Here is a 23,076-nt window from a genome sequence, read left to right as displayed (position 1 = left end):
GTGGGCTACCAGTCTTCCTTCACCGCCAGCACGGCATCCTTGCCCGCCGCGGCGCGCCCGGCCAGCCAGGCGGTCAGCGTGCCGGCCGCCACCACCGCGGCGCACAGGGCCAGCAGGCGCAGCCAGGGCACCAACAGGTCCATGCTCCAGTGGAAGCTCTGCGGGTTCACCACTTTCACCAGCACCACCGACACGGCCAGCCCCAGTCCGAGCCCGGCCACGGCGCCGATGGCGGTCCAGGCCGCGCCTTCGCCGGCCACCACTGCCAGCACCTGGCGCCGCGTGAAGCCCAGGTGTGCCATCAGGCCGAACTCCTTGCGGCGCGCCAGCACCTGCGCGCTGAAGCTGGCCGCGATGCCGAACAGGCCGATGGCGATGGCCACGGCCTGCAGCCAGTAGGTCACGGCGAAGCTGCGGTCGAAGATGCGCAGCGAAGTCGCGCGGATCTGGCCGACCGAGGCCAGCTCCAGCGCATCGGACAGGCCGGGCTCGGCCGACGCCAGCGTGCGGACGGCGGACTGCACCTCGGTGTCGACCGCATCGGGCGCGAGCCACAGCGCGACGTCGCTGGCGCCGGCGTCGCCGGTCAGGCGCTCGAAGTCGCGCGCGTCCATCGTGATGGCGCCGAACTGGCGCACGTAGTCGCGCCACACGCCGGCCACGAAGAAGCGCTGGCCGGCTGCGGGCGTGCCGAGCGCCAGCGCCAGCGGCGCGAACACCGTGCCCGGCGTCGCGCCGTAGAGGTCCACCATCGCCTCGCTCACGTAGATGCCGATCTGCCCCGCGGGCACGGCCAGCACGTCGCCGACCAGCGGTAGCGTGCGCGCGGCGCCATCGTCGAGGCTGCGTGCGATCAGCGTCACGGCCGGCCGCGCGGGGTCGAGCAGCAGCGGGCGAAGCCGCTGCGTGCCGGTGCGCGCCACGCCGGGCAGTTGCGCGAGGCGGTGCACGAAGGCCGGCGTGAAGGCCGCATCGTCGGCCGCGCTGGCGCCGGCCACGCGCAGATAGAGGTCGGCCGGCAGCACCACGTCGAGCCAGCGCGTGACAGAGTCGCGGAAGCTCGCGACCATCACGGTCAGCGCCACCGCGAGGCTCAGGCTCGCGACCACGCCGCTGACCGCCACCGCGGCCGTACCGCGCATGCGCCGCGCGCGCTCGATGGCCAGCATCGGCAGCACGCGCTGCGCGAACAGCGGCGCGATGCGGTCGTAGAGCAAGGCGATCAGCCAGGGCAGGGCGGTGATGCCCCCCACCAGCAGCAGGCCCACGGAGAAGTACGCGGCCACCGGGATGTCGAACAGCGGCGGCATCTGCGCGAGCGCGACACCGGCCAGCAGCAAGGCGAAGGGCACGACGCGCGCGCCCTGCCGCGTGGGGGCGGCGCCCAGCCCCTTGAGCGTCTGTGCTTCGGGCAGCGACTGGGCCGCGCGCGCGGGCCACCAGCCGCCGACCAGGGCCGCGGCCACGCCCAGGCCGCCGTAGAGCAGCGCGGCGCCCGAGCGCCAGTGCAGGGTGGGCGCCACGCCCGCGAAGTAGCCGCCGCCCAGGTCGCCGCCCAGCACGCGCAGCGCGAACACGGCCAGCCCCGCGCCCAGCGCGATGCCCGCCAGGCTGCCGACCACGCCGAGGATCAGCGACTCGGCCAGCACCAGCGCGAGCCGGCCGCGCGGCGTGAGGCCCAGCACGCCCAGCAGCGCGAACTGCTGCGCGCGCTTGGCCACGCTGAGCGCCAGCACCGAGAACACCAGGAAGGCGCCGGTGAACAGCGCGACCAGCGCCAGCACCGTGAGGTTGACGCGGTAGGCGCGCGAGAGGTTGCTCACGCGCTCGGCCGCGTCGCCGGGTTCGGCGATGCGCACGTTCGACGGCCAGTCGGCTGCGCCTTCCAGCGATCGGATGAAGGCCGCGCGGTCGGTGCCGCTCTGCAGGCGCAGATCGATGCGCGTGAGCTGACCGAGCCGGCCGAAGCGCTCCTGCGCGGCGCCGATGTCCATCACCGCGAGCGCACTGCCGCCGGCCGCCACGGTGCCCGCGATCTGCAGGGGGTGGCGCTGGGTGCCGACCTGCGCATCGAGCTGCGTCGCGGCCGGGCCGAGCGCACTGCGCGCCGCGGCGTTGAGGAAGACCTGGTCGGGCGCGAACAGTGCGAAGCGCGTCGCGCCCGCGGACGGCGCGGGCATCAGTGCGGGCGCGAGCGTGGGCAACGCGAGCGCATCCACGCCCACGATGCGCAGCGGCAGCCGGGCGCCATCGGCGATCGCGCTCGCGGGGATCTCGACCACCGGGCTGGCCAGCGCCACCTGCGGATGGCGCGCGACCTGCGCGAACAGCGCTTCGTCGAAGCTGCCCTGCGCGGCGCGCAGCTCGAGGTCGGGCTGGCCGTTGACCGAGCGCACCGCGCTGGAAAACTCGTCGAGCGCCGAGGCGTTGATCAGGTGCACCGAGAAGGCCAGCGCCACCCCGAGCATCACAGCGACGACGGCGGCCGCGTTGCGCCACGGGTGGTGGCGCAACTCCTGCCAGGAGAAAGTGAGGAGCAGCGCACGCATGGCGCGATTGTCGGCCACGTGCGGTCCTGTCGTTGCGGCCAGGGCCAGCTGCCTTAAGCTGTGCAGCATGACTGCACTCCCTACCTACGACGACGTGGTCGCCGCCGCGGCGCGGCTCGAAGGCCATGCCCATCGCACCCCCGTGCTGCGCTCCGCCACCGCCGATGCGCGCTGGGGCGTGCAGTTCTTCTTCAAGTGCGAGAACTTCCAGCGCATGGGCGCGTTCAAGTTCCGCGGCGCCTTCAATGCGCTGTCGCGCTTCGACGCGACCCAGCGCAAGGCCGGCGCCATCGCCTTCTCCTCGGGCAACCATGCGCAGGCCGTGGCGCTGTCGGCCCGGCTGCTGGGCATGCCCGCGCTGATCCTGATGCCGCAGGACGCCCCCGCCGCCAAGCTGGCCGCCACGCGTGGCTACGGCGCCGAGGTGGTGCTCTACGACCGCTTCACCGAAGACCGCGAGGCGCTCACGAAGCGCCTGGCGGCCGAGCGCGGCATGACGCTGATCCCGCCCTACGACCATCCGGACGTGCTCACCGGCCAGGGCACGGCCGTGAAGGAACTGATCGAGGAATCGGGCCCGCTCGATGCGTTGTACGTGTGCCTAGGCGGCGGCGGGCTGCTCAGCGGCTCGGCCCTGTCGGCGCGCGCGCTGTCACCCGATTGCAAGGTCTACGGCATCGAGCCCGAGGCCGGCAACGACGGCCAGCAGTCGCTGCGCGCGGGCCGCATCGTGCACATCGACACGCCGCGCACCATCGCCGATGGCGCCCAGACCCAGCACCTGGGCGAGCACACCTTCGCCATCATCCGGCGCGACGTGGACGACATCCGCACCGTGAGCGACGCGCAGCTGGTCGACGCGATGCGCTTCTTCGCCGAGCGCATGAAGATGGTGGTGGAGCCCACGGGGGGCCTGGCGTTTGCCGGCGCCTGTCAGGACGCGGCCGCCATGCCGGGCGCGCGGGTCGGCGTGATCGTGAGCGGGGGCAACGTCGACCTGTCGCGCTACGCGACGCTGCTGGCGTCGTAGCGCTTCAGCCGCGGATGCCGCCGGCCGTGAGATGCAGCACCCGATCCGCCCGCGCCGCCGCTGCTTCGGAATGCGTGACCAGCACCAGCGAGGCGCCGTGTTCGCGCGTCTGTGCGAGCAGCACGTCCATCACCTTGGCGGCCGTCGTGGGGTCGAGGTTGCCGGTGGGCTCGTCGGCCAGCAGCAAGGCGGGGCGATGCACCAGTGCCCGCGCGATGGCCACGCGCTGCAGCTGACCGCCGCTCAGTTGCTGCGGCAGCCGCGCCCCCAGCCCGGCCAGGCCGACCACTTCCAGCATGCCCGCCACGCGCGCGTCGTCGCGCCGGCCCAGCAGCATCAGCGGCAGCCCCACGTTCTGCGCCACGTCCAGATGCGGCAGCACATGGAAGGCCTGGAACACGAAGCCCACCTGGCTGCGGCGCCAGATCGCGCAGGCTTCGGCGTCGAGCGCGCCGATGTCGGTGCCGTCGTGCACGATGCGCCCGGCATCCCAGGTGTCGAGGCCGGCCATGCAGTTGAGCAGGGTCGATTTGCCGACGCCCGATTCGCCGACGATGGCGATGAACTCGCCGGCCGCCACCGTGAGCGAGACCTCGGCGAAGACGGTCGCGTCGCCATAGCGCTTGGCCAGGCCTTCGATGTGCAGTGTCATGCGATGCCCATGATCCGGTCGACCACCTGCGCGATGGCATCGGGCGCCTCGGCCGCGATCACCTGGCGCTGCGGCATGCTGCGCAGCCAGGTCATCTGGCGCTTGGCGAGTTGTCGCGTGGCGGCAATGCCGCGTTCGCGCAACTCCGCCATCGGGTAGTCGCCATCGAGCGCTTCCCAGGCCTGGCGATAGCCCACGCAGCGCATCGAGGGCAGGTCGGCCACCAGGTCGCCGCGCGCGCGCAGCGCCTCCACCTCGGCCAGGAAGCCGCCGGCCAGCATCGCGTCGAAGCGCTCGGCGATGCGGCCGTGCAGCCAGCTGCGTTCGGTGGCTTCGAGCGAGACGAAGACCGCGGCCTGCGGCCCTCGGACCTTGTCGGCAGCCGCATGGAAGTGCGACAGCGGCAGGCCGCTGCTGTGCCAGACCTCGAGCGCGCGCTGCAGGCGCTGGCTGTCGTTGGGCGCGAGCCGTGCGGCCGTGACCGGGTCGACCTCGGCCAGCCGCGCATGCATCGCGGGCCAGCCGTGGGTCGCGGCGTCGGCCTCGAGCATCGCGCGCACCGCGGGGTCGGCCGATGGCATGGCGTCGATGCCGTCGGCCAGCGCCTTGAAATACAGCATCGTGCCGCCCACCAGCAGCGGCAGCCGGCCGCGCGCGTTGATCTCGCCGATCAGCCGGGTGGCGTCGGCCACGAAGGCGGCGGCGCTGTAGGCCTCGCGCGGGTCGCGGATGTCGATCAGGTGGTGCGGCGCCTCGGCGCGCTCGGCCGCGCTGGGCTTGGCGGTGCCGATGTCCATGCCGCGGTAGACCAGCGCCGAGTCGACACTGACGATTTCCACCGGCCGACGCCGCGCCACCGCGAGCGCGGCCGCGGTCTTGCCGGCGGCGGTGGGGCCGGCGATGGCCGCGAAACGCGTGGCCGGCAGCGCTTGCGTGTCATTCGCCACGGGCTTCTCCATACTTTTGCACCAGAGTCCAGCCGATCAGCGCGATGCAGACGCTCCAGAACCACATGCCGTAGGCCAGGGGCTTCACCGTGCCGTCGAGGTGCGTGCCCAGCCAGCCGCCGATGCCGAAGGCCGCCAGCATCATCACGAAGCCGTTGAGCGCCGACGCGGCACCCGCGGCCTGCGGAAAGGGCCCGACCGCGCCGCTCTGGCCGCAGGGCTGGTGCACGCCGTGGCCCAGCATCACCAGGGTGAGCGGGCCCACGATCGCGGCCACCGACTGCACGCCGGCCAGCGCCAGGCCGCCCATCAGCGTGCCACCGGCGAGCGTGAGCACGGCGCCGCGCGCGATGCTGCCGCGCACGCCGTGGCGCGGCAGCCAGTGGCGGCAGACGAAGGTGCCGGCGATGTAGGCCAGCGAGTTCCAGAGCATCACCAGGCCGTACTGCGTCTTGCTCAGGCCGAGCACCTGGATGAACACGAAGGAGGAGGCCGCGAGGAAGGTGAAGAGCACCGCGTACGAGGCCGTGGTGAGCGCGCAGAAGGTCAGGAAGGTGGGATGGCGTAGTACCGTGGCCCAGGTACGCAGCAGGGTGCGCGGCGCGAGCGCCTGCGGGTTGCGCCGTGCGAGCGATTCCTCGAAGCGCAGTGCGACCAGCGCCAGCGTGCCCGCGCCGAACAGGGCCGGGGCCAGCAAGGCCACGCGCCAGCTGGCCAGGTCCGACAGCAGGCCGCCCAGCGGCGCGCACAGGCAGGCGATCACGCCCAGGCCGGTGAGCGCACGCGACATCACGCGCGCGCCCTCGGCCGGCAGGTACAGGTCGCGCACGATGGCACGGGCCGCCATCACCGCCGCGCCCATGGCTGCGCCCTGCAGGACGCGCCAGCCGATCAGCAGTTCCATCGACGGTGCCGTCGCGCCGCCCACCGCGGCCACCACATAGGCCGTTAGGCCCCCGAGCAGCACCGGCCGGCGGCCGTAGCGGTCGGACAGCGGGCCCAGCAGCAGCTGCGACAGCCCGAAGGCCAGCAGCAGCGCGGTGAGCGTGAGCTGGGCGTGGGCCACGGGCGCGCCGAAGCCCGTGGTCAGCGCGGGCAGGGCCGGCAGGTAGAGGTCGGTGGTGACGGGCTGGATGCCCAGCAGCAGGGCCAGCGTGAGGACGATCAGCGCGGGCGGCATGCCGAGGGTGCGTGCTCCGGGAGCCGTGGCCGCGGGTGCGATGGAGGAAGGCGGCATGCGCCCGAGGGTAACAAAAGCCGGCGCCGGATTTCCGGGGCGCGCGGGACGCTCAGAGGCCGTGCGTCCTGAGTTCGGCGACCTCGGTGCCCGGCGGCTTCATGCGGAACAGCTGCGACAGCGCCGCGCGGTACTGCGCCGCACCCACCGAATTGGTGTTGTGGTGCGAGCCGCCCTCGACCAGCACGAACATCTTCGGCACCCGCGCGGCTTCGTAGAGCTTGCGGCCCAGCGTCGGGTTGATCAGGCTGTCGGCGGTGCCATGCACCACCAGCAGCGGGGCGCCGATGTCCTTGACCTTGGTGATGGCCTCGAAGCGCTGCGTGATGAAGGGGCCGAAGGGCAGCCAGCCCCACTTGAAGCTGCTGGCCACGTCGGCGATCGAAGTGAAGGTGCTCTCGACGATGGTGCCGCTCTCGTCCGGCACATGCGCGGCCAGGTCGATGCCGATCGCGCCGCCCAGCGAATGGCCGAAGATGTAACGACGCTGTTGCGGGTGGCGCGCGGCCAGCCAGGTCCAGGCGGCACGGGCGTCCTCGCGGGCGGTTTCCTCCGAAGGGAGACCGGCCGAGCTTTTGCCGAAGCCCCGGTAGTCAATGGCCAGCACCGCGAAACCCAGTTCGTGCATCCGGCGCATGCGCGGCGCCGAGCCGGCCACGTTGTAGCGCGCACCGTGCAGGTACAGCAGCACGGGCGTGTCGACCGATTCCGGGGCGCCGCCCAGCCACAGGCCGTGCAGCCGGGCGGGTTCGCCGGTCACGGAGGAGCTGAAATCGATCCAGACGTCCTCCATGCCCTGGGTCATGGCTTCCGAATTGCCCCAGCTGCGGTCGCTGGGCTGGAAGATCCATTCACGCTGGCGCTCGTCGAGCGTCGAGCAGCCACCGGCCAGCAGGGCGATCAGGGCGGTGGCCGAAGCGAACAGGGACCAATGTTTCATGCGTGGGGTGACAGACAGGTCAGGTAGGCGGAAAGTTCCGACCACAAGGCCATGCAACGTGCGTGCCCGGCGCTTCGCTGACGCTCGGAAACCCTTGTATTGGTTCTGTTACCTGCCGCGCAGGAACAGCGCGTCCAGTTCACGCACGCTCAATTGACGCCAGGTGGGCCGGCCGTGGTTGCATTGGTCGGAGCGCTCGGTGGCCTCCATCTGGCGCAGCAGGGCGTTCATTTCATCCAGCGTGAGCTTGCGATTGGCCCGCACCGCGCCGTGGCAGGCCATGGTCGACAGCAGCTCGTTCTGGGCCCGCTGCACCACGGTGCTGGCATCGTGCTGGGCCAGTTCGGCCAGCACGCTGCGGGCCAGTTCCACCGGATCGCCGTCGGCCAGCGTGCCCGGCACCGCGCGCACCGCCAAGGTGCGCGGCGAGAAAGGCGCGACCTCCAGGCCCAGCGTGGCCAGCACCTCGGCGCAGGCTTCGGCGGTCGCCACTTCCTGCGGCGTGGCGGCGAAGGTGGCGGGGATCAGCAGCGGCTGGCTGGTGATGGCCGCGCCGTCGAGCTGGACCTTGAGCCGCTCGTAGACGATGCGCTCGTGCGCCGCGTGCATGTCGACGATCACCAGCCCCTGGCTGTTCTCGGCCAGGATGTAGATGCCCTGGAGCTGGGCCAGCGCGCGGCCCAGCGGCCAGACGGGTTCGCTGTCGGCGGCAGCCGGGCTGGGTGCGCGGGGCTGCTCCGGCGCGGATGGCCGCGGTGCCGACCAGGGCGGGGGCGCGTCGATGGCCGTGTCGGCTGTGGTTTGCAGCGTGGTCGCAGGTGCCGAAGGCCACATCGCCGCCAGGTCGCCCGTGCCGCGCTCGGCCGCGAAATGCATGCGCGGCTGGGTCCAGGCGGGCAGGCTGGGCGCCGGTGCGGCCGGCGTCGAATGGAACAAGGGCACGGCGGCCGGCGCTTCGGCGTCGCCCGCGCGCGGTGCCGCCAGCGCGTTCTCGACCGCATGGCGCACCGCCTGGTGCACCTCGCGGCCGTCGCGGAAGCGCACCTCGATCTTGGTCGGATGCACGTTGACGTCGACCCGGGCCGGATCGATGGTCAGGTACAGCGCATAGACCGGCTGGCGCTGGCCGTGCAGCACGTCTTCATACGCGCTGCGTACCGCGTGGTTGAGCACCTTGTCGCGCACGAAGCGGCCGTTGACGTAGAAGAATTGTTGGTCGCCGCGCGAGCGCGCCGCATCGGGGATGCCGGCGCGGCCCTCGACGCGCACCGCGCCGCGCTCGTGGTCGACCGCGACGCTGCGCGCCACGAAATCCTCGCTCAGCGCATCGGACAGCCGCGGGTCGCGCGTGCCGGTGGCGCGCCATTGCTCGACCAGCTTGCCCTCGTGCCAGACCGAGAAGCCGACGTCGGGCCGCGCCAGCGCGTGGCGGCGCACCGCCTCCACGCAATGCGCGAGCTCGGTGGCGTCGGTTTTCAGGAACTTGCGGCGCGCGGGCGTGGCATAGAACAGCTCCCGCACCTCGACCGTGGTGCCGTCGGCACGCGCGACCTGGCGCAGTTCGCCGGTGCGGCCGTCGAGTGCATAGGCCGCGTCGGCGCCGCGGGCGCGCGAATGCAGCGTGAGCTCGGCGATCGAGTTGACGGCCGCCAGCGCCTCGCCGCGGAAGCCCATGGTGCCCACGGTTTCCAGGTCGCCGAGGCTGGCGATCTTGCTGGTGGCATGGCGGCGCAGGGCCACGCTGAGTTCCTCGCGCGGAATGCCGCTGCCGTCGTCCTCGACCGAGATCAGCCGCACGCCGCCGGCCGACAGCCGCAGCGTGATCTGCGTGGCGCCCGCGTCGAGCGCGTTGTCGACCAGTTCGCGCACCACCGAGGCGGGTCGCTCGACCACCTCGCCGGCCGCGATCTGGCTGATCAGTTCGTCGGGAAGCTCGCGGATCGGGCGGCGTTCGGGGAGGGGGCTGGAAGAGGGAAGGGCGCTCACCGGGGCATTCTAGAAGCGCAGGGTAGCCGGGGTGCGCAGCGGGTTGTCGAGGCCAGACGCTTGCGGATTTTTTCAGCGGGCGTGGTCGCAGGGTTCGGCGGCGTGGCCGGTCGCCGAACCCTGGCGCTCACGCGAGCAGCGTGTTCGACGGCAGCTTTTCGTCCAGCAGCTTGCGCGCCGTTTCGATACCCGCCACCGGCAGCAGCTTCGGGTCGAGCAGGCCGACCTGCACCAGCACGCTGGCCTGGTCCCAGTAGATGTGCTCGTGGTAGAGCTTGTTGCCGCGGAACTTGATGACCGCGAGCAGAGGAATTTCCACGCGCTTGCCGGTGGGTTTCACGCCCGGCAGCATCCACGGAATTTCGGTGGTGTGCGTGAAGCTGAAAAGCAGTTCGTCGACCACCTGCGTGGCGCCGACGGTGCGCGAGATCGAGGTGAGCGTGGTGTCGGGCGGGTTGCTGTTGACGAAGTGGTTCGTATAGAAGGCGTGCAGCGCCTGGTAGCCCACGCCGCCGGTCATGGTCGGGATGTGGTTGACGTAGGGCTCGGCCACCATGGTCGACATGGTGTCGTCGACGTTGCGCGTGCCGAACTCGTACTCGCAGTGCTTGTCCCACAGCGCCGACAGGTCGTAGTGCGGGCCGATCGCGGCCTTGAGCGTGGCGATGCTGCGCTCGTGCGCCATCAGCGCCGAGGGCTTGTGGAAGTGCTCGCCGCCGGCACGCGCGAAAGCGTGGTCCATGCCGGGGTAGACGTACAGCGAGACGCCGGCGCGACCCTTGAGCGTCTGGACAATGCGGTCGCGCGCTTCGGGCGGGCAGAAGGTGTCGAGCTCGGCGATGTGCAGCGTGAGCGGGCACTGGATCCGGTCGGCCTCGTCGAGCGCGGCGTCGATGCCGACGCCGTAGTAGCCGACCACCGCATCGGCGTCGGTGCGGCAGGCCGACAGGTAGGCCAGCTTGCCGCCGAGGCAGAAGCCGAGCACGCCGACCTTCCTGTCGATCACTTCGGCGCGGGCGCGCAGTGCATCGATGGCGGTCTGCATGTCCTGCATGCCCTTGGCTTCGTCGAAGCCGCCGTAGAGCGCGAAGGCGCGTTGCCAGTCGGCCTCGCTGTAGCCAAGTTCGACGTCGGGCTCCTGGCGCCAGAACAGCTCGGGCACCAGCACCACGTAGCCTTCTTCCGCGTAGTAGTCGGCCACCTCGCGCATGGTGTGGTTGACGCCGAAGATCTCCTGTGCGATCACCAGCCCCGGGCCGGTGCCGCCTGCGGGCAGGGCGAGGTAGCCGCGAAACGTGCCGCTGCCGTCGGCGGCCTTCATCTGGATGTGGGAACCTGTCATCGCGTGTGTCTCCGGGTGGGTTGATTGTCAGTGGGGGTGCTGCAGCTGCTTGAACATGACGAAGGCATCGACAAAGCCGAGTTGCGGATGCCTGAACGCGCCGGGCAGGGTGCCGACGATGGAAAAGCCCATCTTGCGCCAGAGCCTCACCGCGCCTTCGTTGGTCGACACCACGAAATTGAATTGCATCGCGAGGAAGCCCATGCGCAGCGCTTGCTGCTGCGAGTGCTCGCACAGGGCCGAGGCGACGCCCAGACCACGCGCAGCCTCGGACACCACGTAGCCGCAGTTGCTCACATGCGCGCCCTGGCCTGGCTGGTTGGGCCGGATGACGTAGGTGCCGAGCACCGTGCCAGCGTCGTTGCAGGCCACGAAGATCGCGGTGGGAACCTTCATCCAGGATTGGCGCGCCTGTTCCTCGGTGATGTCGGGTGGATAGGTGTAGGTGTCGCCACGGCGGAAGGTCGGCTCGAGGACGGCCCAGAGGGCGGGCCAGTCCGCATCGAGAGCGGCGCGGATGTGCAGCATGGGGTGATTCACGGAGGGTTCGGTTTCAACAAGGATAATCCGCGCCCATGGAAATCATCAGCTTTCTCGTCGACTTCATCCTTCACATCGACAAACACCTCGAGGCCTTTGTGATCGCCTACGGCCCGTGGGTCTATGCGCTGCTCTTCGCCATCGTGTTCGTGGAGACCGGCGTCGTGGTGATGCCTTTCCTGCCCGGCGACTCGCTGCTGTTCATCGTGGGTGCGCTGTGCGGCATCGGCCTGATGAGCTTTCCGATCGCCTGCGGGATCCTGATCGTGGCCGCGATCCTGGGCGACCAGTGCAACTTCACCATCGGCCGCTACCTGGGACCCAAGGTCTTCCAGTGGGAGGACTCGCGCTTCTTCAACAAGAAAGCCTTCGACCAGGCGCATGGCTTCTACGAACGCTACGGCGGTGTGACCATCATCCTCGCGCGCTTCATGCCCTTCATCCGCACCTTCGCCCCCTTCGTGGCCGGTGTGGCCGCCATGGACCGCGGCAAGTTCACGCTCTTCAACGTGGTCGGCGCCCTGATCTGGGTGCTGGGCATCGCCACCGCCGGCTACTTCTTCGGCAACCTGCCGCTGGTGCGCGAGCATCTCGAAAAGATCATCTGGGGCCTGATCCTGGTCCCCGGCCTTATCGCCATCTTCGGCGCCTGGCGCGCCGGCCGCGCCGAGAAGGCAAGAGCACAAACAGCCAACTGACCTCCCAACGGAGAAAGCGCGCCAAAGCGCGCTTTCGACTGTTCCAGGGATACCGAGGAACCGGCTTCGCCGGGCCTCAGGTATCGCCCCCGGAAGGGGGAAGGCTAAGCGACACGAAGTGCGCGACGCCTCGGGGGTGAACTAGCTAGTACCGTGGTCCGTTGTTGGGGTAGTAACGCTGCTGATTGCGCTGGTCCGCATTGCGACCCACTTCGTTGCCGATCAGGCCGCCGATGGCGGCACCGCCCACGGTGGCTGCGGTGCTGCCGCCAATCACATTGCCCAGCACGGCGCCGCCGACGGCGCCACCGGCAACACCCAGGTTCTGATTGGGACCGTTGGCCGCACAGCCGGCCAGGGTCATGACAGTGGCAGTCAGCGCTGCCGTGGTCCAGAGACGTGTCTTCATGATGTGCACCTTTCAAGGAGTGATGGGTGTATTTTCTGGACCCCTCCGTCTGGCGCTGTAGGCGCAGACCGCGCACCTCTGCGCGAGAGTGCGTGGCATCGTTGCGAGACTCGGCGGGGCGCGGGGCCCACCGGTCCTACAACTGGCGGCTGCGCGCCAGTGGCGGGTTCTGCGCGAAGTAGCGCTGGATGCCGCGCATCAGTGCATCGGCCAGGTCTTCCTGGTACTTGGTGCTGCGCAGGTTCGCTTCCTCTTCCGGATTGCTGATGAAGGCCGTTTCGACCAGCACGCTGGGAATGTCGGGCGCCTTCAGCACCGCGAAGCCGGCCTGCTCGACCTGCGGCTTGTGCAGCCGGGCGCCGATGCCGCGGATCTCGCCCAGCATCGCGCTGCCCAGCTTGAGGCTGTCGTTGATCTGCGCGGTGGTGCTCATGTCGAGCAGCGCGCGCTGCACCTGCACCTCGTGCGCGCCCACGTTGAGTCCGCCCACCTTGTCGGCCTGGTTCTCCTTGTTGGCGAGCCAGCGCGCCGCGCTGCTCGAGGCGCCCGACTGGCTCAGCGCGAACACGCTGGCGCCGCGCGCGGCGGGCGTGGTGAAGGCGTCGGCATGGATGCTCACGAACAGGTCGGCCTGCACGCGCCGCGCCTTCTGCACGCGCACGCCCAGCGGCACGAAGAAATCGGCATCGCGCGTGAGGAAGGCGCGCATCGGGCTGCCGTTGACGTTGCCCGCGTTGATGCGGTCGCGCAGCCGGTGCGCCACCTGCAGCACGATGTCTTTTTCGCGCGTGCCGTTGGGGCCGATGGCACCGGGGTCTTCACCGCCGTGGCCGGGGTCGAGCGCCACGATGATGATGCGGTCGGTGCGGCTCGCGGTGGCGTTCACGCGCGGCGGTGGTGGCGGTGGCGCCACGGGCGGCGGCACAGGCGCGGCCGGCGGCCTGGCGGGCGCGGCGGCGATCACCGGCGGCGCCGTCGAAGTCGACGGCGGCGAAGGCCGCGTGGACTGCTGCGCCATCAGGTCGCCCAGGGGATCGACCAAGGGCGGTGGCGGTGCGGCCGCGACGGCGTTGCCACCGCCACTGCCCACGCGCGGCGCGTCGCGCAGCCGCTCGGCGATCAACGCCTCCATCGGGTCGACGGGTTGTTCGGGGTAGAGATCGAGCACCAGCCGGTGCCGGTAGGCCGCGATCGGCGCCAGCGAGAACACCTGCGGTTGCACCGCCTGCTTGAGGTCGAACACGATGCGCACCACGTTCGGCGCGTACTGGCCCACGCGCAGGCCGTTGATGTACGGATCGCCCGGCTTGATCTGGCCCACCAGGTCGCGCAGCGCCGGATTGAGCTGGATGCCCTCGATGTCCACGGCCAGCCGCGGCGGGCTGCCGACCACGAGCTGCTGCGTCTGCAGCCGGCCATCGGATTCGATGGTGACGCGGGTGTAGTCGTTGGCGGGCCACACGCGCACCGCCATGATGGTGGCGCCGCGGGCGATCTCCTGCACGCCCAGCAGCAGCACCAGGCTGCCGGCCTTGAGGAAGGTGCGGCGCGGTGCGCCGTCGGGGTTCTGTGCCTTCTTCATGCAGCGGCGGCGGCCAGCAGGGCGTTGCCGCGCGGTGTGCCGGCGCGGAGGTTCACGGTGCGGGTGTCGTCGGTCATGGTGTCGATCCTAAGGGTGAGGTCTGCCGGCGGCAGCCGGCCCGCCGCGTTGTCGGGCCATTCGGCCAGCTTGAGGCCGGGGCCCGCGAAGATGTCGCGAAAACCCGCGTCTTCCCATTCGCGCGGGTCGCTGAAGCGATAGAAGTCGAAATGGAAGATGGCGAGCCCGTCGGGCGTCTCGTGCGGCTCCACCACGGCGTAGGTCGGGCTCTTGATGCGTCCGGCAATACCGAGCGCGCGCAGCAGGTGGCGAACGAAAGTGGTCTTTCCGGCCCCCAGGTCGCCGTGCAGCGCGATGAAGGCATCGCGCAATTCAGGCATCGCCGCGAGGGCGCGTGCAAAGGCTTCGGTGTCGGCTTCGCTGCGCCAGGTCAGCGTGGCCCCCTTCGCCTGGGGCGTTTCTACAATCGGCAGGTGATCGGCAGCCATCCACTCGTTCTTCGTATTCAGGCCTTGGCCCGGGAATTGGGATTCTCCCAAATCGGCATCGCGGGCGTCGATCTGTCGAGCGCCGAGCCGGGTCTGATGCAATGGCTGGCCCAAGGGTTCCATGGCGAGATGCATTACATGGCCACCCACGGCACGCGCCGCGCACGTCCGGCCGAGCTGGTGCCGGGAACGGTGTCGGTCATCACCGCGCGCATGAACTACCTGCCGCGCGAGACGCCCGCCGAATGGCAGGCCGTGGAATTCGCGCGGCTCGAGCGGCCGGGCGAGGCCATCGTGTCGGTCTATGCGCGGGGCCGCGACTATCACAAGGTGCTGCGCAACCGGCTCGCCACACTGGCCGCGCGCATCGCCGAAGAAGTCGGCCCTTTCGGCCACCGCGCCTTCACCGATTCGGCGCCGGTGCTCGAGGCCGAGCTGGCCTCGCGCAGCGGCCAGGGCTGGCGCGGCAAGCACACGCTGGTGCTGGACCGCGACGCGGGCTCGATGTTCTTCCTGGGCGAGATCTATGTCGACATGGCGCTGCCCGAAAGCGCACCGGTCACGCCGCACTGCGGCAGTTGCAGCGCCTGCATCGACGTCTGCCCCACGCAGGCCATCGTCGCGCCGCAGCGGCTCGACGCGCGGCGCTGCATCTCCTACCTGACCATCGAGCATCCGGGCGCGATCCCGGCCGAGCTGAGGCCGCTGATCGGCAACCGGATCTACGGCTGCGACGACTGCCAGCTCATCTGCCCCTGGAACAAGTTCGCGAAGAAGAGCACGCTGCCCGATTTCGATGCGCGCGAGGGCCTGACCGGTCGCGCGCTGGGCGCGCTGTTCGCCTGGAGCGAGGAAGAATTCCTGCGCCACACCGAAGGCAGCCCGATCCGCCGCATCGGCCACGAGCGCTGGCTGCGCAACATCGCGGTCGCACTGGGCAACGCGGTGCGCGCCGGTCAGGCCGACGCGGGCGTGGCGCTGGCCTCGCGTGCCGAGCACCCGAGCGCGCTGGTGCGGGAGCACGTCGAATGGGCGCTCGCTCAGGCCGACTGAGCCGTTATTCGTCGTGGGAGTCGTGCGTGCCGGCGCTGCCGTCGCGCCAGTAGCCCGACGCACGAATCCACTTCGGATTGGCGCGGCACTCGTCGATCAGGTGCGCGCGCAGCGCCTTCGCATGCGCCGATTCGCAGCCGATCCAGGCGTGGAAGGCGCCCGTGGGCAGGCGCGCGGCATGCAGTGCCGCCAGCAGCGGCGGCGTGCCGCGGGCCGCGCGCTGGCGGTGCACCCAGGTGATGGCGACGTCGGCTTCGCTCGGCAGGTCGACGTGATCGGCTTCGCTCTCGACCTCGGCCAGCACGACGGCGCGCGCGCCCCGGGGCAGTTCCGCGAGGCGGCGTGCGATCGCGGGCAGGGCGGTGTCGTCACCGATCAGCAGGTGCCAGTCGAAGGCCGTGGGCACGATGAAGGAGCCGCGCGGGCCGCCCACGCCCAGCCGATGGCCGGGGGCTGCGCGCTCGGCCCAGCGCGTGGCCGGGCCGGCCTCGTGCAGCGCGAAGTCGATCTCCAGCGTGCGTGCGGCGGCATCGAAGCGGCGCGGCGTGTAGTCGCGCATCGTGGGCTTGCGGCCCTCGGGCCAGATCGGGCCGTCGGGGCCGGCGGCCGGCAGCGTCAGCACGCCGGTCTGTTCGTCGGGGAAGAAGAGCTTCACATGGTCGTCGAAGCCCGGGCTCGTGAAGCCCTCGAGCGCGTCGCCACCCACGGTGACGCGCACCAGGTGCGGCGTGATGCGCTGGACCTGGCGCACTTCGAGTTCGCGGAAGCGCAGTGTGTGGCGCACGCGTTGGGGCGTGCGGTCGGGGGAGGAGGTGTTGGTGGTGTCGTTCAAATCAGAACTCCATGAAAAGCGAAACAGTTCTTGGCCAGACACACCGCGGAACCGGCTTTGCCGGGCCGCCGGCGTGGCCCCCTTGAGGGGGGAGGCGGCCACACGCAGTGGGCAAGCAACGGGGGTGGGTCAAATCTGTTCCAGTTGTTGTGCGGCGTGGTCGAGCACCGCGGCGAAGGCATTGGCTTGCGCCGGCGTCAGCGCTTCACGCGCGAGTCGCATTCGCATGGCCAGCTTGAGGTTCTCGATGGCCCGCATGACCTGCGGCGGCCGGCCGGCCCGCGGGCCGGCGCCATCGACGCCACCGTTCATCCGCGCCAGCATGGCGTCGACGGTGGCGCGGTTCTCGGCCAGGAAAGCCTGGCCGGTGTCGGTGATGCGGTAGCGCTTGCGGCCGCCGGCATCGGCTTCCTCGACGGTGAGGTAGCCCAGTTCTTCCATCAGCGTGAGCGTGGGGTAGACCGTGCCCGGGCTCGGGCTGTAGGCGCCGCCGAGCCGGTCTTCGATCGACTTGATGAGTTCGTAGCCGTGGCTCGGCTTGTCGGCGATCAGTTGCAGCAGTACGAAGCGCAGGCCGCCGTGGCCGAAGATGCGGCCACCGCCGCCGCCCCGGGGGCCGCGTCCGCCGCCGAGGCCGTCTTCGTGTTCGCTGCGGGCCATGCAGGCGGGGTGGTGGCCGTGGGAATGGGGAGCGTGGGAATGGCGCATGGGGTTTCTTTCGTTCTATCTAATTGCATAACGATATATCTAAATAGAGTCTAAGTCAAACAGGTTGCCCGCCATCGCCTCAGATTCGCTTCATCGCGCTGCGCTAGCCTTGCGCCATGCGCATCCTGTTGGTCGAAGACGATCCCTCCCTTGGCGCCACGCTTCAGTCGTGGCTGCAGCTCGACGGCTATGCGGTCGACTGGCTGCGCCGCGGCGACCAGGCCGACACGGCGCTGCGCACCCACGACTACCAGTGCCTGCTGCTCGATCGCGGCCTGCCCGGCATGGCGGGCGAGGCGGTGCTGGCGGCGTTGCGGGCACGCCGCGCCGCGATCCCGGTGATCGTGATCACCGCGCGCGACACGCTCGAAGACCGCGTCGAAGGCCTGGACCTCGGCGCCGACGACTACCTGGTCAAGCCCTTCGACCTGGAAGAGCTCTCGGCCCGCATCCGGGCCGCCTTGCGTCGCGAGGCGCGCGAGCCGGCGCCCACGCTGCGCCACGGCGGCGTCGAGCTCGATCCGGCCGCCAAGCGCGTGACGCGCGACGGCGTGCCGGTGCAGCTGACCGCGCGCGAGTTCGCGGTGTTGCTCGCGCTGATGCGGCGCAGCGCCCAGGTGCAGAGCCGCGCGCAGCTCGAGGAGGCGCTCTATGGCTGGGGCGAGGAGGTCGAGAGCAATGCGATCGAGGTGCATGTCTACAACCTGCGCAAGAAGCTGGGCAGCAAGTTCATCGTGACCGTGCGCAACCAGGGCTACGGCCTGGGTGCGGCGTGATGCGCGCCCGCCTCCAGCGCTGGCGCGCCGAGCGCCGTGCCGCGCGCGGCGCCTATTCGCTGCGTCGCCGGCTGATCGCCTCGGTCCTCGGCGCCAGCGTGGCGGTCTGGCTCGTGAGCCTGGCGGTGGTGGTGCACGTGGCCTGGCGCGAAACCAGCGAGGTGTTCGACGATGCCTTGAAGGAGGGCGCCCGGCTGGTGCTGGTGCTCGGCACGGCGCAGGCGCCGAGCAGCGCGCCCGGCGATCTGGACGAGCGGCGCGAGGCCGCCAAGCTCGAACTGCACTACCAACTGGTGTCGCGAGACGGTCGTGTGCTGCACCGTGCCGACGACGCGCCCGCGCAGCCTTTCTCGCGCGCCTTCGATCGTCGCAAGGGCTACGAGAACGTCTGGGTCGACGGTCGTGCCTGGCGCGTCTACCTGCTGCGTGCCGACTACGGTGGCACGCAGGTGCAGATCGGCCAACCCTGGGACGAACGCCTCGAACTGCTCGAGGAGATGGCCGAGGACCTGGCCTGGCCGATGCTGGGCCTGCTGGTGCTGCTCGGCGGCTTCTGCTGGTTCGCGATCCGGCGGCTGCTGCAGCCGGTCGAACGCACCGCCGAACGCATCGCGGCCAAGTCGCCCGACGACCTGCGCCCCGTGGCCGCCGATCAGGAGCCGCGCGAACTGCTGCCGATCGTGCAGGCGCTCAACCTGGTGCTCGGCCGCCTGGGCCATGCGCTGCAGGCCGAGCGGCGCTTCACCGCCGATGCCGCGCACGAACTGCGCACGCCACTGGCCGCGCTGCGCATGCGCATCCAGCTGATGCAGCGCCAGCAGGCCTTGCCCGACGGCGCGCCCATCGATCTGCAGGCCCTGCGTGACGAGGTCGACCGCTGCACCGCGCTCACCGAGAGCCTGCTTGCGCTGGCGCGGCTCGATCCCGAGCGGCCGGAGGCGCTGGGCAAGGAAGCGGTGGACCTCGATGCGCTCATGCGCCGGCTGGCCGCCGCGTGGCCGGGCGCGGCCTTGCACTGCGACGGCGGTGGCCTGGTGCTGCAGGCGCATCCCGCGCTGCTCGAGAGCGCGCTGCGCAACCTGGTCGACAACGCGCTGCGCTACGGCGCCGCAGAAGGCCGTGTGCAGGTCGAGGCCACGCCGATCGGCGACGGCCGCGTACGGATCGCGGTGCGCGACGACGGCCCGGGCGTGTCCGATGCCGATCGCGCAAGACTCACGGAGCGCTTCTACCGCGTGCTGGGCAGTGGGCAGACCGGCAGCGGCCTGGGCCTGTCCATCGTGGCGCGCATCGCGGCGCTGCACGGCGCGGCGCTGCACTTCGAGGCCGGGATCGAAGGCCGGGGGCTGGGCGTGGTGATGGCGTTTCCGGCCGATTGAGAGACATCAGAAAGCCTTCAGCTTCCAGTGCTTCAATGCATCCATGCCTTCGATGCATCCGGCACCGGGCATACAACCTCAAGGAGTGAAACCATGAAAAAAACCGCCACCGCCCTCGTTCTCGCGCTCGGCATCCTCGGCGCCGCCGCCCCTGCGCTGGCCCAGTACACCGGTCCGACGCCCGCTGTCGCAGGCCAGGCCGCATCGCCCTACACCGGGCCGAGCACGGTGCCGCTGATGACGGTGAAACAGCTGCTCGACACTGGCCGCGACGACCAGCACGCGCGCCTGCAGGGCCGCATCGTCTCGCACGACGGCGGCAAGAACTACACCTTTGCCGACGACAGCGGCCGCATGACGGTCGAGATCTCGGCCAAGCGATTTCCGCCGGGCCAGCCCATCGGCGCGGAGCAGCGCGTCGAGCTGACCGGCGAGATCGACAAGGACCTGCGCAAGATGGAGTTCGAGGTCGAGCAGGTGCGCCTGCTGCCTTGACCCCGGGGCTCGGTGTTCCTGGCCAGTGAAGTCCGAGACAGTGCATTCATCAAGTCTGATACGACAGGAATACCAGCCCTTCGCGGCAGATGACAGGTGCGCTCTGGGCGGACTGCTTCGGCCAGGCCGGACCTTCACTGCCGGCTCCAGATGCCCCAGCCTGCACAATGGCCGCTTTGATCATGTTGCCGGTGGAACAGATGACCCCAACCTCAGCACGCCCCGCTTCTTCCCAGATCATCGAAACCGAGTCGCAACTACGCGCCCTCATCGGTGAACCCGCCGACTTGACCCGTGCCAAGGTCAGCAATCGACTGAACTCGATGACTCGCTTGTTCGTCGAGCGCTCGCCTCTGGTTTGCGTTGCCACAAGTGATGGCTCAGGGAACTGTGACCTCAGTCCGAGGGGTGATCCAGCAGGATTCGTGCGCATCCTTGACGATCGTACTTTGCTCATTCCGGAGCGCCCCGGAAATCGCCTTGCGGATTCACTGCGCAATATTCTGGCGAACCCACGGACAGGGCTGCTCTTCATCGTGCCTGGCATCACTGACACGTTTCGGGTGAACGGTCATGCCGTACTCACCGTCGATGCAGATTTGCTCGCCCCATGCGCCGTCGATGGCAAACAACCGTTGCTCGGTATTTTGGTCGAGATCGACGAGGCTTACACGCAGTGTTCAAAGGCGTTTCTACGCTCCCACCTGTGGGATCCGGAACGCTTTGTCGTGCCGGCGACGATGCCCACAGGTGGTCAGGTCCTCCGAGCCATCCAGGGTGAGCAGTTCGATGCTGAACAGTACGACGAGCAGCGCGCGGAACGCTATCGCCACCGAGTTGGTTTCTACTGAAGACAGCCCCCGGCACCAAGCATAAGGGCGACTTGGGCGTCTGCTTCCGGGAGCCGCGACTGACTGCTGGGGGCACCGAAGCGGACGCTGGACTCTCCCCGGAAGCAGTCACACAACGCGCGGCAGGAGCAACGGCCAAAAGTCGCGGGCGTCGGGAGATCCGTTCGAGAAAGGCTCAGGCTGCATCGTTTGCTGCCTTCACTGCCAGCGGAACGTATTCGACCAACCGCTTGCTTTCGATGTCGGCTGGCGAAGTGAGCTTGAGATGTCTTCGCAACTTGCCACCGCCTTCCAGGTGCGCGAAGGGATCGATGATGGCCGCACCCATCGAGAACTCCACCGACACGTGGTCCCTGTAGGCAAAGACGCCACCAAACTGTTCGCCCGAAGAGAACAGGATGCCGCCGTACTTGACCTCTTCGGACAGAGGCTCGACAAGTTTCCCGATCAGCGTGCGGACTGCCTGGACGGTCTCGTAGCGTTCTTCGCTCACCAAACGAATGTCTTCCACCAATGCTTCAACAGATTTCATCGACATGCTTCACTTGAAGGCGCCTCACGCAGCCTCGGCTTCTGGCTGCTTCGAGTCGGCCAGGATGATTTTTGCGGCGCTCAATCGGGTGACCTTAGCCGACCGCACGATCCAGCGCCGCACGGGCCAGCAGACGCGTTGAATCCAATGTCGGCAGCACCGAGTTCCTGTCGTCGATGATCAGCGGAATCTCGGTGCAGCCGAGCACCACGGCATCGCAGCCCTGGTGATTCTTGAAATGGTCGATGGCAGAGCGGAACACCGCCACCGATTCAGGCCGGATCACGCCATTCACCAATTCCTCCATGATGATGCGGCTCATTTCATCGCGCGCCGCATCGGACGGACGCACGGCCTCAATGCCCCGTGCGGTCAGTTGCTCCGGATACACATCGCTTTGAACCAACCAGCGCGTGCCGGTGACGCCGACGCGCTGGAAGCCTCTTCGCTCGGCCTCGGTCGCCACCACGTCGGCAATGTGCAACCAGGGAAGCGGCGAGCGCGGCGCAACGCGCGAGAACGCGGCGTGGATGGTGTTGTCGGGGCAGATCAGGAAGTCGGCGCCCGCGCGCGCCAGCTTGTCGGCCGATGCCAGCATCAGTGCCGCCACGCCATCGAGGTCACGGCGATCGAGGCACTCGACGTACGCTGCCAGCGATGGCGTGTGCATGGAGACTTCGGGGTGTGCGTGCTGGCCGAGCCGCATGGCGCCTTCAGCGCAGATGGTGCGATAGCACAGCGCAGCCCCTTCGGCCGAGCAGCCGACGATGCCGATGTGGGCGATAGGTCTCACTCCAGGTTCCTCCACTCTACGTAGGCGCCGTAGCGCGACAGGCCAGCACTGAATCGTGCAGGCGAGCGACTGCTCCTGGATGACTGTAGCCGGTCACTTCAGCCGATCAGGCGGATTGCCGCTTTTTCTGTGCGGACCTTGGCGCCTCGCTTCGCGCCAGCCACAGTCCGCTCGCAACGATCAACGCCCCGCCGCCCAGCGTCCATGCATCGGGCGCGGCCTGCCAGAACACCCAGTCCAGCAGAAGTCCCCAGGCGAGGGCGCTGTATTCGAAGGGCGCGATGGCAGCGGCCTGGCCGTGGCGGAAGGCCTCGGCGATGGCCAACTGACCCAGAAAACCGCTGATGGCCAGACCTGCAAGCACCCACGTGTGCTGGGCCTGGATGGGTACCCATTGCGGTGCCGACAACAGGCTGCCGCCGACAGCCATGCCGGCCGTGGTCCAGAAGACCAGCGCGGCGCTCGATTCGGTGCGGCTGATGAGCCGGCCCAGCATGTTCGACAGCGCGTAGCAGACTGCGGCCACCAGGATCGCCAGAGCGCCCGTCGAGAGGAAAGCGCCCTGCTCGGGTCGCAGTGCGATCACGACACCGATGAAGCCCAGCCCGATCGCGATCCAGTGCCGCGGCTGGACCGACTCGCCCAGCATCGGCACGGCGATGAGCACCATCAGCAGCGGAGCGATGAAAGTGAGTGTGTAGGCCTCGGCCAGGCCCAGGGTCTTCAGGCCATGGACAAAGAGGACGAGCATGGTCATGTTCAGCGCGGTGCGCAGCAGATGCAGGCGCCAACGCAGCCGGCGGTTGAAGACGCCAGCTGCCTCGCGCCGCCAAGCGATGTACAGGCACACCAAGGGCAGGGCCGTGAGACCGCGCATGGCCATCACCTGCACCGGCGGGTAATGAGCGGCCAGATTCTTGAGCAGCGCGTCCATGCAGGCGAAGAAGGCGCAAGCCAACAGCATCGCGGCGATGCCGCGCAGGGTTCCGGTCGGGTGCATGGTCGGGTTGTCTCGCGGCAGTGGCCGGGAGGGGGCTTATTCTTGACTGCCTGGCATAGGCGCTACGAACGTCTGGTCCTGCGACTGTAGCCGGTCGTGCTGACGTCGCGAAGGAGCCCGAACCAAGCCGGTCAGCGCTTTCCAAAGAAGTCGTTGCAGGCGCTGCGTGCGCACCTGCCCGACAACGTGCACCCCCCAGAACCCGGTCAAGGGTTCTCGGACTTTGTCGTGCAGAACAC

The 23,076-nt window shown here is 69.5% G+C and carries 23 protein-coding genes; 7 read left to right on the top strand and 16 right to left on the bottom strand.

Going from position 1 to position 23,076, the window contains the following annotated elements; genetic code table 11:
- Window positions 1-5 precede the first annotated feature (5 nt).
- The gene (locus tag ACSFBC_RS13725) at window positions 6-2,549 is read right to left on the bottom strand and encodes an FtsX-like permease family protein (protein ID WP_435510881.1); all 2,544 of its coding nucleotides are present in this window, start codon (window positions 2,547-2,549) and stop codon (window positions 6-8) included.
- A gap of 67 nt (window positions 2,550-2,616) precedes the next feature.
- Here ACSFBC_RS13725 and ACSFBC_RS13720 point away from each other — a divergent pair, with 67 nt between their 5' ends.
- Window positions 2,617-3,579 carry a threo-3-hydroxy-L-aspartate ammonia-lyase gene (locus tag ACSFBC_RS13720; protein ID WP_435510880.1) on the top strand — a complete coding sequence of 321 codons (963 nt, stop codon included), beginning with the start codon at window positions 2,617-2,619 and terminating at the stop codon, window positions 3,577-3,579.
- A 4-nt stretch (window positions 3,580-3,583) separates the two neighbouring features.
- Here ACSFBC_RS13720 and ACSFBC_RS13715 read toward each other — a convergent pair whose 3' ends face one another.
- The 7 genes from ACSFBC_RS13715 to ACSFBC_RS13685 all read right to left on the bottom strand — a co-directional run bounded on the left by ACSFBC_RS13715 (window position 3,584) and on the right by ACSFBC_RS13685 (window position 11,211).
- Window positions 3,584-4,231: an ABC transporter ATP-binding protein gene (locus ACSFBC_RS13715; protein ID WP_435510879.1), complete on the bottom strand. Its 648-nt coding sequence runs from the start codon at window positions 4,229-4,231 to the stop codon at window positions 3,584-3,586.
- Entirely contained in the window at window positions 4,228-5,178 is a 951-nt protein-coding gene (miaA, locus tag ACSFBC_RS13710; RefSeq protein WP_435510878.1) for a tRNA (adenosine(37)-N6)-dimethylallyltransferase MiaA, read from the bottom strand. Before miaA ends, ACSFBC_RS13715 begins: the two co-directional genes overlap by 4 nt.
- Window positions 5,168-6,415: a multidrug effflux MFS transporter gene (locus ACSFBC_RS13705; protein WP_435510877.1), complete on the bottom strand. Its 1,248-nt coding sequence runs from the start codon at window positions 6,413-6,415 to the stop codon at window positions 5,168-5,170. Before ACSFBC_RS13705 ends, miaA begins: the two co-directional genes overlap by 11 nt.
- A gap of 52 nt (window positions 6,416-6,467) precedes the next feature.
- The gene (locus tag ACSFBC_RS13700; RefSeq protein ID WP_435510876.1) at window positions 6,468-7,355 is read right to left on the bottom strand and encodes an alpha/beta hydrolase; all 888 of its coding nucleotides are present in this window, start codon (window positions 7,353-7,355) and stop codon (window positions 6,468-6,470) included.
- A 108-nt stretch (window positions 7,356-7,463) separates the two neighbouring features.
- Window positions 7,464-9,341 carry a DNA mismatch repair endonuclease MutL gene (mutL, locus tag ACSFBC_RS13695; protein WP_435510875.1) on the bottom strand — a complete coding sequence of 626 codons (1,878 nt, stop codon included), beginning with the start codon at window positions 9,339-9,341 and terminating at the stop codon, window positions 7,464-7,466.
- A gap of 127 nt (window positions 9,342-9,468) precedes the next feature.
- Window positions 9,469-10,683, bottom strand: coding sequence for a dienelactone hydrolase family protein (locus ACSFBC_RS13690; RefSeq protein ID WP_435510874.1), 1,215 nt, complete (start codon window positions 10,681-10,683; stop codon window positions 9,469-9,471).
- A 27-nt stretch (window positions 10,684-10,710) separates the two neighbouring features.
- Window positions 10,711-11,211: a GNAT family N-acetyltransferase gene (locus ACSFBC_RS13685; RefSeq protein ID WP_435511179.1), complete on the bottom strand. Its 501-nt coding sequence runs from the start codon at window positions 11,209-11,211 to the stop codon at window positions 10,711-10,713.
- A gap of 47 nt (window positions 11,212-11,258) precedes the next feature.
- Between ACSFBC_RS13685 and ACSFBC_RS13680 the strand changes: the two genes are divergently transcribed.
- Entirely contained in the window at window positions 11,259-11,921 is a 663-nt protein-coding gene (locus tag ACSFBC_RS13680; RefSeq protein WP_435510873.1) for a DedA family protein, read from the top strand.
- Between the two features lie 145 nt (window positions 11,922-12,066).
- Here ACSFBC_RS13680 and ACSFBC_RS13675 read toward each other — a convergent pair whose 3' ends face one another.
- The 3 genes from ACSFBC_RS13675 to tsaE form a co-directional block, all read right to left on the bottom strand.
- The gene (locus tag ACSFBC_RS13675; RefSeq protein ID WP_435510872.1) at window positions 12,067-12,330 is read right to left on the bottom strand and encodes a glycine zipper domain-containing protein; all 264 of its coding nucleotides are present in this window, start codon (window positions 12,328-12,330) and stop codon (window positions 12,067-12,069) included.
- 136 nt (window positions 12,331-12,466) lie between these two features.
- Entirely contained in the window at window positions 12,467-13,912 is a 1,446-nt protein-coding gene (locus ACSFBC_RS13670) for an N-acetylmuramoyl-L-alanine amidase (protein WP_435510871.1), read from the bottom strand.
- The gene (gene tsaE / locus ACSFBC_RS13665) at window positions 13,909-14,418 is read right to left on the bottom strand and encodes a tRNA (adenosine(37)-N6)-threonylcarbamoyltransferase complex ATPase subunit type 1 TsaE (RefSeq protein WP_435510870.1); all 510 of its coding nucleotides are present in this window, start codon (window positions 14,416-14,418) and stop codon (window positions 13,909-13,911) included. Before tsaE ends, ACSFBC_RS13670 begins: the two co-directional genes overlap by 4 nt.
- Between tsaE and queG the strand changes: the two genes are divergently transcribed.
- Window positions 14,404-15,471, top strand: a complete 1,068-nt coding sequence (gene queG, locus ACSFBC_RS13660; protein WP_435510869.1) for a tRNA epoxyqueuosine(34) reductase QueG — start codon at window positions 14,404-14,406, stop codon at window positions 15,469-15,471. The two genes, tsaE and queG, sit on opposite strands and share 15 nt — an antisense overlap.
- Before the next feature lie 4 nt (window positions 15,472-15,475).
- Here queG and ACSFBC_RS13655 read toward each other — a convergent pair whose 3' ends face one another.
- Both ACSFBC_RS13655 and ACSFBC_RS13650 read right to left on the bottom strand, forming a co-directional pair.
- Window positions 15,476-16,303 carry a siderophore-interacting protein gene (locus tag ACSFBC_RS13655; protein WP_435510868.1) on the bottom strand — a complete coding sequence of 276 codons (828 nt, stop codon included), beginning with the start codon at window positions 16,301-16,303 and terminating at the stop codon, window positions 15,476-15,478.
- 129 nt (window positions 16,304-16,432) lie between these two features.
- Window positions 16,433-17,011 (bottom strand): PadR family transcriptional regulator, encoded by a 579-nt coding sequence (locus ACSFBC_RS13650; RefSeq protein WP_435510867.1) that lies wholly within the window; start codon window positions 17,009-17,011, stop codon window positions 16,433-16,435.
- 116 nt (window positions 17,012-17,127) lie between these two features.
- Here ACSFBC_RS13650 and ACSFBC_RS13645 point away from each other — a divergent pair, with 116 nt between their 5' ends.
- From ACSFBC_RS13645 to ACSFBC_RS13630, 4 genes are all read left to right on the top strand, one after another.
- Entirely contained in the window at window positions 17,128-17,787 is a 660-nt protein-coding gene (locus ACSFBC_RS13645) for a response regulator transcription factor (protein WP_435510866.1), read from the top strand.
- Window positions 17,787-19,166: an ATP-binding protein gene (locus tag ACSFBC_RS13640; RefSeq protein WP_435510865.1), complete on the top strand. Its 1,380-nt coding sequence runs from the start codon at window positions 17,787-17,789 to the stop codon at window positions 19,164-19,166. Before ACSFBC_RS13645 ends, ACSFBC_RS13640 begins: the two co-directional genes overlap by 1 nt.
- A gap of 93 nt (window positions 19,167-19,259) precedes the next feature.
- Window positions 19,260-19,661 (top strand): YgiW/YdeI family stress tolerance OB fold protein, encoded by a 402-nt coding sequence (locus tag ACSFBC_RS13635; RefSeq protein ID WP_435510864.1) that lies wholly within the window; start codon window positions 19,260-19,262, stop codon window positions 19,659-19,661.
- A 167-nt stretch (window positions 19,662-19,828) separates the two neighbouring features.
- Window positions 19,829-20,512 (top strand): pyridoxamine 5'-phosphate oxidase family protein, encoded by a 684-nt coding sequence (locus ACSFBC_RS13630; protein ID WP_435510863.1) that lies wholly within the window; start codon window positions 19,829-19,831, stop codon window positions 20,510-20,512.
- Window positions 20,513-20,687: 175 nt separating this feature from the next.
- Here the strand turns inward: ACSFBC_RS13630 and ACSFBC_RS13625 are convergent, their stop codons facing one another.
- From ACSFBC_RS13625 to ACSFBC_RS13615, 3 genes are all read right to left on the bottom strand, one after another.
- The gene (locus ACSFBC_RS13625; protein ID WP_435510862.1) at window positions 20,688-21,044 is read right to left on the bottom strand and encodes a DUF1801 domain-containing protein; all 357 of its coding nucleotides are present in this window, start codon (window positions 21,042-21,044) and stop codon (window positions 20,688-20,690) included.
- 94 nt (window positions 21,045-21,138) lie between these two features.
- On the bottom strand, window positions 21,139-21,837 hold the full coding sequence (locus ACSFBC_RS13620) for an aspartate/glutamate racemase family protein (protein ID WP_435510861.1): 699 nt from the start codon (window positions 21,835-21,837) through the stop codon (window positions 21,139-21,141).
- A 106-nt stretch (window positions 21,838-21,943) separates the two neighbouring features.
- The gene (locus ACSFBC_RS13615) at window positions 21,944-22,837 is read right to left on the bottom strand and encodes a DMT family transporter (RefSeq protein WP_435510860.1); all 894 of its coding nucleotides are present in this window, start codon (window positions 22,835-22,837) and stop codon (window positions 21,944-21,946) included.
- Between the last annotated feature and the right edge of the window lie 239 nt (window positions 22,838-23,076).

Origin of the sequence: Variovorax frigidus, assembly GCF_051216515.1 — a bacterium.
Taxonomy (GTDB): domain Bacteria; phylum Pseudomonadota; class Gammaproteobacteria; order Burkholderiales; family Burkholderiaceae_C; genus Variovorax.
This window is presented reverse-complemented; position numbering and strand designations above follow the sequence as displayed.